12 protein-coding genes are annotated in these 12,585 nt (G+C 65.7%); 7 read left to right on the top strand and 5 right to left on the bottom strand.

Translation table 11 applies throughout. The features are described from left to right. Nucleotides 1-305 precede the first annotated feature (305 nt). Together hslV and hslU are read left to right on the top strand one after the other, a co-directional pair. Nucleotides 306-857, top strand: a complete 552-nt coding sequence (gene hslV, locus QRM89_RS08895; RefSeq protein ID WP_011038588.1) for an ATP-dependent protease subunit HslV — start codon at nucleotides 306-308, stop codon at nucleotides 855-857. A 99-nt stretch (nucleotides 858-956) separates the two neighbouring features. Continuing rightward, nucleotides 957-2,321 (top strand): ATP-dependent protease ATPase subunit HslU, encoded by a 1,365-nt coding sequence (hslU, locus tag QRM89_RS08890; protein WP_014509032.1) that lies wholly within the window; start codon nucleotides 957-959, stop codon nucleotides 2,319-2,321. 256 nt (nucleotides 2,322-2,577) lie between these two features. Here hslU and QRM89_RS08885 read toward each other — a convergent pair whose 3' ends face one another. The 5 genes from QRM89_RS08885 to QRM89_RS08865 all read right to left on the bottom strand — a co-directional run bounded on the left by QRM89_RS08885 (nucleotide 2,578) and on the right by QRM89_RS08865 (nucleotide 6,811). Then, the gene (locus tag QRM89_RS08885; protein WP_115541057.1) at nucleotides 2,578-2,877 is read right to left on the bottom strand and encodes a hypothetical protein; all 300 of its coding nucleotides are present in this window, start codon (nucleotides 2,875-2,877) and stop codon (nucleotides 2,578-2,580) included. Nucleotides 2,878-3,095: 218 nt separating this feature from the next. Next, nucleotides 3,096-3,551 (bottom strand): nucleoside deaminase, encoded by a 456-nt coding sequence (locus QRM89_RS08880; protein ID WP_285447813.1) that lies wholly within the window; start codon nucleotides 3,549-3,551, stop codon nucleotides 3,096-3,098. Beyond that, nucleotides 3,548-4,048, bottom strand: a complete 501-nt coding sequence (locus QRM89_RS08875) for a GNAT family N-acetyltransferase (protein WP_285447812.1) — start codon at nucleotides 4,046-4,048, stop codon at nucleotides 3,548-3,550. Before QRM89_RS08875 ends, QRM89_RS08880 begins: the two co-directional genes overlap by 4 nt. A 25-nt stretch (nucleotides 4,049-4,073) precedes the next feature. Then, a complete protein-coding gene (locus QRM89_RS08870) occupies nucleotides 4,074-5,165 on the bottom strand; it encodes an HlyD family secretion protein (protein ID WP_285447811.1) in 1,092 nt (363 codons plus the stop codon). Then, entirely contained in the window at nucleotides 5,162-6,811 is a 1,650-nt protein-coding gene (locus tag QRM89_RS08865; RefSeq protein ID WP_285447810.1) for an MFS transporter, read from the bottom strand. Before QRM89_RS08865 ends, QRM89_RS08870 begins: the two co-directional genes overlap by 4 nt. Nucleotides 6,812-6,898: 87 nt before the next feature. Here QRM89_RS08865 and ubiE point away from each other — a divergent pair, with 87 nt between their 5' ends. The 5 genes from ubiE to QRM89_RS08840 all read left to right on the top strand — a co-directional run bounded on the left by ubiE (nucleotide 6,899) and on the right by QRM89_RS08840 (nucleotide 12,489). Beyond that, nucleotides 6,899-7,660 (top strand): bifunctional demethylmenaquinone methyltransferase/2-methoxy-6-polyprenyl-1,4-benzoquinol methylase UbiE, encoded by a 762-nt coding sequence (gene ubiE / locus QRM89_RS08860; protein ID WP_014509029.1) that lies wholly within the window; start codon nucleotides 6,899-6,901, stop codon nucleotides 7,658-7,660. A 190-nt stretch (nucleotides 7,661-7,850) separates the two neighbouring features. Further along, nucleotides 7,851-8,741 carry a GGDEF domain-containing protein gene (locus tag QRM89_RS08855; RefSeq protein ID WP_012437339.1) on the top strand — a complete coding sequence of 297 codons (891 nt, stop codon included), beginning with the start codon at nucleotides 7,851-7,853 and terminating at the stop codon, nucleotides 8,739-8,741. Between the two features lie 74 nt (nucleotides 8,742-8,815). Next, nucleotides 8,816-10,765 carry a M1 family metallopeptidase gene (locus tag QRM89_RS08850; RefSeq protein WP_285447964.1) on the top strand — a complete coding sequence of 650 codons (1,950 nt, stop codon included), beginning with the start codon at nucleotides 8,816-8,818 and terminating at the stop codon, nucleotides 10,763-10,765. A 377-nt stretch (nucleotides 10,766-11,142) separates the two neighbouring features. Beyond that, nucleotides 11,143-11,862, top strand: coding sequence for a hypothetical protein (locus tag QRM89_RS08845; protein WP_285447809.1), 720 nt, complete (start codon nucleotides 11,143-11,145; stop codon nucleotides 11,860-11,862). Nucleotides 11,863-11,865: 3 nt separating this feature from the next. Beyond that, on the top strand, nucleotides 11,866-12,489 hold the full coding sequence (locus QRM89_RS08840; RefSeq protein ID WP_285447808.1) for an HAD family hydrolase: 624 nt from the start codon (nucleotides 11,866-11,868) through the stop codon (nucleotides 12,487-12,489). Nucleotides 12,490-12,585: the final 96 nt, after the last annotated feature.

Raw genomic sequence — 12,585 nt, 5'->3', positions numbered from 1 at the left:
CGTGTTGACTCACTGGGCATGCAATCAATTGAAGCGGCCGTACCCTCACCCCAACCCCTCTCCCGACGGGAGAGGGGCTATACGGATGGCATGCGGTCACCTGCTTGGGTGGCGGTCGGTGCGCTCCGCCAGCGTGTGCGCACTTCGCGCCTGTCCATTCTCCAACTCCAACTCTATTCGCCCAATGGCCCAATGGCCACCCGCTACTTGTTACCTGCACCACCGGCATCACTCTCTTCCTTCGTTGCATCCCGCTTGAACCCGGCAGGGGCGTCCCCACCTCTTTGGAAACCCCCGGAGGACCCATGGATCCCAGCCAGAACCCCAACGTCGTTCACGCCACCACCATCATTTCGGTCCGACGTGGCGGGCATGTCGCCGTCGCCGGCGATGGTCAGGTCACCCTCGGCCATACGGTCATGAAAGGCAATGCGCGCAAGGTGCGCCGGCTAGGCCGCGACGGCCAGGTACTGGCCGGTTTTGCCGGTGCAGCCGCCGATGCGTTCACCCTGTTTGAACTGTTCGAAGCCAAGCTGGACAAGCACGGCCAACTGACCCGCGCCGCCGTGGAGCTGGCCAAGGATTGGCGCACCGAGCGCCGCCTGGGCAAGCTCGAAGCATTGCTGGCCGTGGCCGACAAGGAAACCTCGCTGATCATCAGCGGTACCGGCGATGTGATCGAGCCGGAAGACGGCATCATCGCGATCGGCTCCGGCGGCTCGTACGCCCTGTCTGCCGCACGCGCGTTGCTGGCGCACACCGAACTGGACGCCAAGACCATTGCCACCGAGGCGATCAACATCGCCGGCGATATCTGCATCTATACCAATCGCAATGTGGTGGTTGAAGAGCTATGAATCGGGAGTGGGGAATCGTGAATCGCAACAGCGGTTCCTTCCCTATTTCACCGGTGCCGCCTTCTGCGTTTCCCCTTTTCCCATTCCCGATTCCCGACCATGACCGATACCCATAGCACCATGACTCCGCGCGAAATCGTGCAGGAGCTCGACCGCCATATCGTCGGCCAGCACGATGCCAAGCGTGCGGTGGCCATTGCGCTGCGTAACCGCTGGCGGCGCATGCAGTTGCCGGAAGAATTGCGCAACGAAGTGATGCCCAAGAACATCCTGATGATCGGCCCCACCGGCGTGGGCAAGACCGAGATCGCGCGGCGTCTGGCGACGCTGGCCAATGCGCCGTTCGTCAAGGTGGAAGCCACGCGTTTCACCGAAGTGGGCTACGTCGGCAAGGATGTGGAGCAGATCATTCGTGACCTGGCCGATACCTCGGTCAAGTTGTACCGCGAGCAGGCCAAGGTGCGCGTGCGCAACCAGGCCGAAGAACGCGCCGAAGATCGCATCCTGGATGCCTTGTTGCCGCGGCGCTCGGCCGGCATCGGCTTCGACCCGGAGGCGGCGCGTCATGAGCCGTCGGCGCAGGACAACGAAACCCGCATCAAGTTCCGCCGCATGTTGCGCAACGGCGAGCTGGACGAGCGCGAGATCGAACTGGAAGTGGCGGTCAACGCCAGCATGGACATCATGACCCCGCCGGGCATGGAGGAAATGGGCCAGCAGCTGCGGCAGATGTTCTCCAACCTGGGTGGCGGCAAGTCGCAGAAGCGCAAGCTCACCATCAAGGCCGCGCGCCCGCTGTTGATCGAGGAAGAAGCCGGCAAGCTGGTCAACGAAGACGACATTCGCACCGCTGCGATCGAGGCCTGCGAGCAGCACGGCATCGTGTTCATCGACGAGATCGACAAGGTGGCCAAGCGTGGTGAAGCCGGTTCGTCCGGTGGCGATGTCAGCCGCGAGGGCGTGCAGCGCGATCTGCTGCCGTTGGTGGAAGGCTCCAACGTCTCAACCAAGTACGGCACGGTCAAGACCGACCACATCCTGTTCATTGCCTCGGGCGCGTTCCATCTGGCCAAGCCCAGCGATCTGATTCCGGAATTGCAGGGCCGCTTCCCGATCCGCGTGGAACTTACCGCGCTGACCAAGGCCGATTTCGTGCGCATCCTCACCGAGCCCAAGGCGGCGTTGATCAAGCAGTACGAAGCCTTGCTGCAGACCGAAGGTGTGGCCTTGACCTTCGGCGCCGATGCGGTGGACCGCCTGGCCGAGATTGCCGCGCAGGTGAACGAGCGGCAGGAAAACATCGGTGCGCGGCGTCTGCATACGGTGCTGGAGCGTTTGCTCGATGTGCTGAGCTACGAGGCACCCGACCGCGATGGCCAGAGCGTCACTGTGGATGCGGCCTACGTGGATGCGCAGTTGGGCGAGCTGGTCCAGGATCCGGATCTGAGCCGTTACATCCTGTGACTCTGTGCGGCCTGCTTGCGGTAACGCATGCAGACCGGCAGTTGTAAGAAGACCCGCCGATGGCGGGTCTTTTTTGTAGATGCGATCAGGTTTTTAGCGCAGCGAAAATTTGTAGGAATCGCCCAGACGCGATCGCTGTGTCAGCGGCATCGCTCGCGCATTTCACTGCGGCTCACCGCGCTCGCACATTGATCTGCTCACGGCCGGCTTCATCAGCGCCGTTCGCTGCCGTCAGTCGGCTCCCGCGGTGAAACACTCAGCGCAGGCTGTCTCTGTAGCGCTGGATCAGCAGTGCGCCCAGCTGCACACGCGCGTGCAGTGCGCGATCGCCAACTGCGTGCGGCAGCGTGTTCTCAACCCCGCGCGCGGTCTGCGCGGCAGCGTCGTCCTCTGTCAGGTCAGCTGCTTCCAGTGCCGGCAAGGCGTCTTTCGCCAGCGGCACGTCGTGCGCCCGCCCGCCGTCCACTGCGGCCAGATGCCGCATTGCCGGCGCCCGCTCCAACGCAAACGGCTGCGCCGCAGCGCCATTCGCCACCACCACATCCACTGCTGCCATCGACGCCTTCCCCCTGTGTGAAGCGCGAGCGTAGCGCTGGGCATGTCAACGCGCGTTGACATGCCGGGGCAGGGCATTGGCGAGCTTCACCTGCTGCGAAGATCCTGACCGGCCAGACGTTTTTACACAGGAGTTGCTGGCCGCCTGGCACATCCAGTTACGGCGCAAACGCACCATGGCGCTGCAACGACAACCGCCAGCGCCACTACAGCACGTACTCAGTCTTCGCCAATATCCTCGTTCCACACATCCGGATTGGCGGCGATATAACAACCGAGCAGGTCCATGCACTCCTGGCTTTGCATGTCGATGACGGTGACACCATGCTCGCGCAGCCAGTCGATGCCGCCCTGGAAGGTGACCGATTCGCCCACCACCACAGTGCCGATATTGAACTGCCGCACCAGCCCGCTGCAGTACCAGCACGGCGCCAGCGTGGTGACCATGATGGTGTCCTGATAGCGGCGTTGGCGGCCAGCCTTGCGGAACGCATCGGTCTCGCCGTGCACGGAAGGGTCGTTTTCCTGCACGCGGCGGTTATGGCCGCAGCCAAGCAAACGTCCGTCGCTGTGGTACAGCGCGGCCCCGATCGGGATGCCGCCTTCGGCCAGACCCTGGCGGGCTTCGGCGATGGCGGTGTCGAGCAGCGCGCGGTAGTCGGGTGTGGTGATCATGCAAGCTCCTGAGTGGCCGCGTCGGCGCGACGCAGCATGTCGATATGCGGAATGCCGTCTTCGAGATACGGCGCAGAGATGGGCGCAAAGCCATGCGCGGCGTAGACGTGTTGCAGGTGCGTTTGCGCACCCAGTTGCACGGCACGGCCGGGCCACTGTGCCTGCACCAAGCGCAGGCCTTCGCGCAGCAAGACGTGGGCCAGCCCATGGCCGCGGTGTGCGGCAGCGATGACGACGCGGCCGATGCTGGGTTCGGGATAGCTCAGCCCGGGCGGCAGCACGCGCAGGTATGCGGCCAGCGCGCCGTCATCCGTGGTGCCGAGCAGGTGCAGCACCTCGGCGTGGGTGTCCTTGCCGTCCAGCTCCGGGTACGCGCAGTGCTGCTCGACCACGAACACATCGGTGCGTAGCCGCAGCACTGCGTAGAGCTGGGGCGTGTCCAGCTCGGCAAAGCGCAGTGCGCGCCAGTGCACAGGAAAGGGGGCCAAAACAGTCATCGCCGCATCATAACGGCTGCGTTGCTTACTCGGCGCGCTGGGCGGTGTCGATGGCCACCACCACCGACATGCCCGGACGCAGCCGCGCGGCCTGCGGCTGGCCCGGATCGACGCTGATACGCAGCGGAATGCGCTGGGCAATCTTGACGAAGTTGCCGGTGGCGTTATCTGCGGGTAATACGCTGAATTCGGAGCCGGCCGCTGGCGAGATCTCCTGCACGCGGCCCTGCAGGCGCGCATTGGCCAGCGCATCCACAGTGAAGCTGGCCCGCTGGCCCACACGCACGTTGGCCATTTGGGTTTCCTTGAAGTTGGCCACTACCCACAAGGTGTCCGGCACCAAGGCCATCAACTGCGTGCCGTTGGTGACGTAGGCGCCCTGGCGCACGCCGAGCTGACCCAGCTGGCCGTCGCGCGGCGCCAGGATGCGCGTGTTGTCCAGGTTGATCTGAGCCAGCTGCACGGCTGCCTGCGCATTGGCCACCGCCGCTTCCAGCGCTGCACGATTGACGGTGACGCTGCGCGCGTTCTCTTCGGCGGCCTGCACTGCGGCGCGCGCCTGGGCCACGCCGGCGTCGGCCTGTGCGCGCGCGGCAAATGCGGTGTCGCGGTCCTGCTCGGACACCAGTTTCTGGTTGGCCAGTTGCTGCGCGCGTGCATACGCTGAGCGCGTGCGATCGCGTTGGGCCTGGTTGCTGCTCAGGGTGGCGCGTTGCTCGGCGATAGTGGCCTCGGCGCTGTGGCGCTGCTGTTCCCAGTTGGCCAGGTTGGCCTGCGCGGTCTGCAGTTGCGCCTTGGCCTGTTCCAGCTGCTGCGTATAGATACGGTCGTCGATCTTTGCCAGCAGCTGGCCGCGCCGCACATGCGCGAAATCCTGCACCGGTACCTGCGTGACATAGCCGCTGACCTGTGGCGCGATCACCGTGACCTGGCCATGCACCATCGCGTTTTCGGTGCGCTCCACCGCGCTGGTGAACGGCGGCAGCCGCCATGCATACAGCACCAACGCCACGCCGATCAGCGCAAGCCCGCCGAAACCGAGCACGCCATACAGGCGGCGGCGACGGCGGCGCCGTCTCTGTTCGGCGGTTGGAGCGGTGTCGGCAGGTGTATTCATGGGCGCGCAGTCGGAACAGAAGGAGAGGGGGCAATCGGCGGCCGCAGATAACGGCGCCACACCAGCACCGAGAGAATCCACAACCCGGTGGCAATGGCAATGCAGCCGATCAGCAGGAACACATCGTTATAGGCCAGTACGTTGGCCTCGCGGGTGGCCACCGTGCCCAGTGCACGCACGCCTTGCGCCTGGCGCAGGGCCGGGTCGCCGATCGCACGCCCGTACACGCTGGCATAGGCCTGCACGCGCGCGGCCACCTGTGGGTCGGTGAGTACCAGGTGCTCGACCAATTGGCTGGAGTGATATTTCTCGCGCACCACCTGCAGCGTGCCCAGCAGCGCGCTGCCGAGCAGGCCGCCCATGTTCTGCGCCATCCCGAACAACACGATGAAACTGATCAGGTTGCGTGGCTGGGTGACCACGCGGCCGATGCCGGCCACCATCGCCGGGCCCACGAAGAACGTGCTGCCGAATGCGAGCAGAAACTGGCTGACATACATCTGTTCCGGCCGGGTCAGGCTGGTGGCGCGCGCATCCATGAAGCAGCCGATGTAGATCGCCGCCACCGCGATGATCAGGTGTTCGGCAATGCGCGCCGGATTGATCAGCAAGGCACTGGCCACCACGCCCACCACCGCGCCCAGCAACATCAGCGCGAACAAGGTCTGCAATTGCGTGTTCGCCAACCCCAGCGTCTGGAAGAAGCCAATCGCGCCGGTGCTCTGTTCGGACAGCACCAGGCGGATCAACAGGATTGCCAGGCCCAGGCGCAGCATGTCGGCACTGGCCAGCCAGCGCGTGTTGATCATCGGATTGCGGCGGTTGTGTTCGATCCACGCAGCTGCACACAGCAGCACGATGGAGGCCGCCAGCACCACGCCCAGCCACGGCGTGCTAGTCCACCACAGCAGCCGGCCCAGCGAGAGCACCGCGGCCAACCCCGCCGCGCCGGCAGCGAACAGGCTGAAGGTGAGGAAGTCCAACGGCTCGAACACGCGGTACCGGTCGCTCGGCGGCAGCTTGAGCGCCAGCACGCAAGCCAGCGCAAACACCGCCAGGCCGAATTCGAACAGATACAGCCCCTGCCATTCGCCAAATTCCAGCAGGTCGGTGGAAAACACCCGCGCCAGCGGCAGTGCCAGCTGGGTGAGCCCCAGCCCGGTCACCACCGCCTTGAGCCGGTATTTGGCCGGGAACGCCTGGATCACGTAGTACAGCCCCAGCGAGCTGAGCGCCGCGCCCACCAGCCCGTGGGCAGCGCGCACGGTGATGGCCGAACTCAGGCTGTGCACGAACAGGTGCGCGAAGGCGATCACCGCATACAGCGCCAGGAAGATCTCGGTGAACCGCCGCAGCCCGAACTGCTGGCGGAACTTCACCAGCAGCAGATTGGCCGACATGTTGGTCATGACGTAGGCGGCCGGCAGCCAGGCCATTTCGGTGGCGTACGCCCCCAGCGTGCCTTGCAGATAGGGCAGGTTGGCGGTGACCAGCGCATTGCTCAGCCCACCGGTCAGCGCCACCACTACGCCGACCAGGCCGTACTGGATGCGTCGCCGGGTCGGGTGCAGCGGCGTGGAGGCCGACCCGGGCAGGGTGGGCTTCTCATGGGGCTGCCAGTCGCGCTGGACGTACTTGTCGCGCACCAAGTGCTCGCTGGGGCCGTCGCAGGAAGAGCCGCGATTGTGGTCCCGTTGCGGTCATGGTGGCGTCAGCAGTGCGATAATCCGCCCATGAGCGAATCTCCCTACACCTCCGGTACCACCCATTTCGGCTTCCGCGACGTCGCAGCAAAGGACAAGCAGAAGCTGGTCGGCGAAGTGTTTACCTCGGTCGCGCGCAACTACGACCTGATGAACGATCTGATGAGCCTGGGCATCCACCGTGCGTGGAAGCGCTACTTCGTGGCCACCGCGCAGGTGAAGCCGGGCGACCGCGTGCTGGATCTTGCCGGCGGTACCGGCGATATCGCCGTGCTGCTCAAGGAGCGCGTGGGCAACGAAGGCGCGGTGGTGCTGGGCGACATCAACGCCGGCATGCTCTCGGTGGGCCGCGACCGTCTGACCAACCGCGGCCTGGTGGCCGGTTTCGATTACGTGCAATGCAATGCCGAAGCACTGCCGTTCCCGGATCAGAGCTTCGACCTGGTGACCATCTCCTTTGGCCTGCGCAACGTCACCGACAAGGACGCCGCGCTGCGCGAGATGTACCGCGTGTTGAAGGTGGGTGGGCAGGCACGCGTGCTCGAATTTTCCGAAGTCACCGCCGACTGGTTCAAGCCGATCTACGACTTCCATTCGTTCAAGATCCTGCCCAAGCTGGGCCAGCTGTTCGCGCGCGATGCCGACAGTTACCAGTACCTGGCCGAGAGCATCCGCAAGCACCCGCCGCAGGATTCGCTCAAGGGCATGATGGGCGAAGCCGGCTTCGCGCGGTGCCACTACAAGAATCTCACCGGTGGCATCGTGGCCATCCACTCCGGCTACAAGATCTGATGCACCGACCGGCGCGTGCCAGCGCGCCGGTGTCGCTCCACTGCACTCCTCGCTGCATGCACGCTTGGGTTCGCTTGCGCGCGTGAATCGACGCAGTTGCGCGCGCTCACCGACGGAATTTTGAGACACCCGTCGCGTTGGCTCCACAAACCGTCGGCGACACTAGGCGTTCTTTTTGCCGGAGACATGGATGCGCTTGTACGCCGGGCTGTCGCGCCTGTTTCCCCGCTCCTTCAGCGCCAAGCTGTTGGCGGTGACGTTCGTCGGCATCCATCTGCCTCTGTTGTTGCTGATCGCTTGGCTCGCCGCGCAAAGCGAGCTGGACGGGCGGCCGCTATGGTCGGTGGTGATCGTGGCCTTGCTGGCCACGCTGGCCGGCACTGCATTGACGCTCTCGGCGCTGTATCGCCTGCTGGCGCCGTTGCGCATCGCCGCCGATGCGCTGGATGCGTACTACGCTGACCAACGCCTGCCCACGCTGCCCGAGCATGGCGATGACGAACTGGGCCGCCTGTTGCGCGGCATCAACCGCAGCCTGCGCGGCATCGACGCGGGCATGCGCGATCTCAAACGGCACGCGCTGTTCGACCCGCTTACCGAAGCCTTGAACCGCCGCGGCTGCGAGCAGGCCATGCGCGATTCGGTGACCGCCGCGCAACGCGAAGGCTGGCCGTTCGTGCTGTTCGTGCTGGACATGGACAACCTCAAGCCGATCAACGACCGCTTCGGCCACCTGGCCGGCGACCGCGTGCTGGTGCGCCTGGTCGAATCGGCCTACGGCTGGCTGGGCGCGCAGGACTGGATCGGCCGCTGGGGCGGCGATGAATTCCTGATCGGCGTGCATGCCTCCGAAGACGAGGCCACGCTCAAGCTCAATCAGTGGCTGTCGATGCTGGAGCGCGAAGATGCCGAAGAGGCGCCGCTGCACGTGAGCGCCGGCAGTGCGGTGTGCGAGGTGGGGATCGACGCCACCGAGCTGTATCGGCGTGCGGATGCGGCGATGTACCGCGCCAAGTTCTCCGGTGGCCGGCGGCTGGTGCGCGATGGTCACGACGCCCCGCGCAGCCATCCGGTGGCGTGATCGGCCCACGGCAGCACGGGCAGCGGCCGTGCGAGGGCGCTAAAATGACCAATTCCTTTGCTGCGGTGCCGTCGATGCGCTTCCCGTTCCTGTCGCTGTCCCTGGCCGTGTCCATTGCATTGGCCGGCTGTTCCAACGAATCCACGCCGCCGGCGTCCACTACTGCCGCCCCGGCCGCTACTGCCAAGGCTCCCGTGAAAGCAGACGCCCGCAACCACGACGAAAGCTCCTACGCCCAGCCGCAGCTGGTGGTCATCAAGGACCTGGCGCTGGACCTGAAGCTGGATTTCGACGCCAAGCAGATCGGCGGCACCGCCACCTACACGCTGGACTGGAAGGACAAGGCCGCCAAGCAGCTGGTGCTGGATACGCGCGAGCTCAGCATCGCCCAGGTGCAGGCCGACGATGGCAAGGGCACGCTGTCGCCACTGCAGTTCGTGCTGGCGCCGGCCGACAAGACCTTCGGCAGCAAGCTCACCATCGAAACCCCCAACCAGCCGGCCAAGGTCGTCATCACCTACCACACCGCGCCCACCGCATCGGGCCTGCAGTGGTTGGAGCCGGCGATGACCGAAGGCAAGCAACTGCCTTTCATGTTCAGCCAGTCGCAGGCGATCCATGCGCGCAGTTGGGTGCCGCTGCAGGACACCCCGAGCGTGCGCTTCACCTATAGCGCGCATGTGACCTCGCGCCCGGACGTGATGGTGCTGATGAGCGCCGACAATGACCCCAAGGCCGCGCGCGACGGCGATTACAGCTTCAAGATGCCCGAGCCGATTCCGTCGTATCTGCTGGCGATCGCTGCCGGTGATGTGGTGTTCAAGCCGATCTCCGCGCGCTCGGGCGTGTGGGCCGAGCCGAGCATGGCCGACAAGGCTGCGAAGGAATTCGAAGACACCGAGAAGATGATCGGTGCCGCCGAAAAACTCTACGGCCCGTATCGCTGGGGCCGTTACGACATGCTGGTGCTGCCACCGTCGTTCCCGTTCGGTGGCATGGAGAACCCGCGCCTGACCTTCGCCACGCCGACGGTGATCGTGGGCGACAAGTCGCTGGTGTCGCTGGTGGCCCACGAGTTGGCGCATAGCTGGTCGGGCAACCTGGTGACCAATGCGAGCTGGAAGGACATCTGGCTCAACGAAGGGTTCACCACCTACGTGCAGGGCCGCATCACCGAAGCGCTGTACGGCAACGAGATGGCCGAGATGGAGCGCGAGATCGACCAGGGCGACCTGCTGGCCGAAGTGAAGGGCATGGCGCCTGCCGACCAGGCCCTGGCGCTGCCGCCGCTGGCCGAGCGCGACCCGGATGAAGCGCTGAGCCAGGTGGCCTACGTCAAGGGCGCGTGGTTCCTGCAGTTCCTGGAACAGCGCTTCGGGCGCGAGGTGTTCGACCCGTTCCTGCGTGGCTGGTTCGATGACCATGCGTTCCAGAGCGCGACCACCGACCAGTTCGTCGACTATCTCAACAAGAACCTGCTGGCCAAGCATCCCAACACGGTGAGCGCCGCCGAAGTGGACGCCTGGTTGAAGCAGCCGGGCATCCCGGCGTTTGCGGCCAAGGCGCGCTCGCGCAGTTTCTCGATCGTGGATACCGCGCGCATCGCCTGGAGCGGCAGCGGCACCTTGCCCAGCAAGCAGGTCACCGGCGAGTGGGGCACGCAGGAATGGGTGCATTTCCTCAGCGGCATGGGCGCCACCTTGAAGCCGGAACAGCTCAAGCAGCTGGACGATGCCTACCACTTCACCGGCACGCCCAACGGCGAGATCGCAATGCGCTGGTATCCGCTGGCGATCCGCAGCGGCTACACCGATGCACGTCCGGCCGCGGGTGAGTTCATCGAACGCGTGGGCCGTCGCAAGCTGGTGCTGCCGATCTACACCGAATTGCTGAAGACCCCGGACGGCATCGCCTTCGCCGAGCAGGCCTTCGAAAAGGCCAAGCCGAGCTACCACCCGATCACCACCGCGTCGGTGGCCGAGATGATCGCCAAGGCCAAGGCTGCGCCGCCAGCGCAGCCGTAATGGCCGGGGAGGGCGTTGCCTACGCCCTCCCGTTGTTTCATCGGTCTCGCGCGTGCGCAATCGCCATCGTAGGAGCGCGCTCGCGCGCGATGAGGCATTCCCGGTAAAGCCCATCGCGCAGAAGTGCGCTCCTACGAGAGCGTTGGCCGTCTGTGGAGGCAATACCGCCCCCTCAAACGCTCCACGCCCCGTAGGAGCGCGCTCGCGCGCGATGAGGCTTTCCCAGTAAAGCCCATCGCGCACAAGTGCGCTCCTACCGTGCTTGGTCGCCCCGTGTGATCGCGGGTGCTGCGGTCACCGCGATACGCCCATGCCCTTGATCAATTCCATCGGGGCAGGCTGGTATCGTTGCCATTGAATTTGCCCTGGAGTCGACGATGAAATATCTGTTGAGTGCGGCCCTGTGCGTCGCGGCGCTGAGTGGCTGCACCGATCGCGAGGCGCAACGCCAGGCGCAGGCGGCCGCGCAGGCGCAGGCCAAGGCACACGAGGCCGATGCATTGGCCAAGCAGTACGACGCAGCGGTGCAGGCACAGAACTGGGACATGGCGCGCGCGCATGGCGCGGCCCTGCTGGAAGGCTACGCCGGCACGCCGGCCGCCACCCGCGTGGAAGCTGGCTATGCCGAGATCAAGGCCAAGGGCGAGCAGGCGTGCGAGCTGCGCCGCATGCAGGCGCTGTGGCAGTACTCGCAGGTGCCGGCCAAGGGCGGCACGCAGCGCTCGGCGATGATCGATGCCAAGGAGCGCGTGGACGTGGATGGCAGCGGCCCCAAGCCGGTGAGCCTGGTGTTCCGCGACCATCCGCAGTGGAAGCGCCACAGTTATCTCGTGCTCAAGGCCGGGGATTTCAATTGCTACCGCGGTTGCAAGGTGCAGGTGTCGGTGGACGGTGGCGCGGCGCGCCCGATGGCCGCACATCGCCCTGACACCGACGAGGCGATCGCCATGTTTATCGACGACGACAAGGCGCTATGGAAACTGGTGCGCGGCGCCAAGCGCATCAGCATCGCGTTCCCGGTCAAGGCCGGCGGCACACGCACTGCCGAGTTCGAGGTGGGCGGGCTGGATACCACCCAACTGCCGGGCTGGAAATAGCGCATGGATGGCACCGTTCCGGCAGGGGCTGCACCGGCCTTGCGCAACTGCCGGCATTGGGTGTTCGACATGGACGGCACGCTGACCGAGGCCGTGCACGATTTCGCGTTGATCCGCAAAGAACTGCAGATCCCGCCCGAGGCGGACATCCTGCATCACCTGGCCGCGTTGCCTGCGGCGCAGTCGCAGGCCAAGCACGCCTGGCTGCTGGAGCACGAGCGCGCGCTGGCCGAAGGCGCGCGTGCTGCGCCGGGCGCGGTGGCGCTGGTGCGTGCGCTGCAGGCAAGCGGCTGCCGGCTGGGCCTGCTGACGCGCAATGCCCGCACGCTGGCGCAGGTGACCTTGCAGGCGATCGGGCTGGGTGATGCCTTTGCCTGGGACGACATCGTGGGCCGCGACGAGGCCACACCCAAGCCCGCACCGGACGGTCTGCAGTACTTCGCATGCCGCTGGGCGGTGGAAGGCAGCGCGCTGGTGATGGTGGGCGACCACTGCAATGACCTGGCCTGCGGCCGCGCGGTGGGTGCCTGCACCGTCCTGGTCAACACGCCGGGCGACCCGTGGCCAGGCCTGGCCGATTGGCGCCTGCGCGACTGCGCGCAGCTGCTGGCGCAGTGGCAGGGTTAGCCTCCCGTCTTGCGGATCAGGCGTGGCAGTTGATGCTCATTCAACGCCTGGACGTCCCGGGCTTCGCTGACTAATTCCTAGGGCGACTTTCGGCAA

Source organism: Xanthomonas sp. LMC-A-07, assembly GCF_030208825.1.
GTDB lineage: Bacteria > Pseudomonadota > Gammaproteobacteria > Xanthomonadales > Xanthomonadaceae > Xanthomonas > Xanthomonas campestris.
The sequence above is the reverse complement of the archived record's forward strand: the minus strand, read 5'-3'. Positions and strand labels throughout refer to the sequence as shown.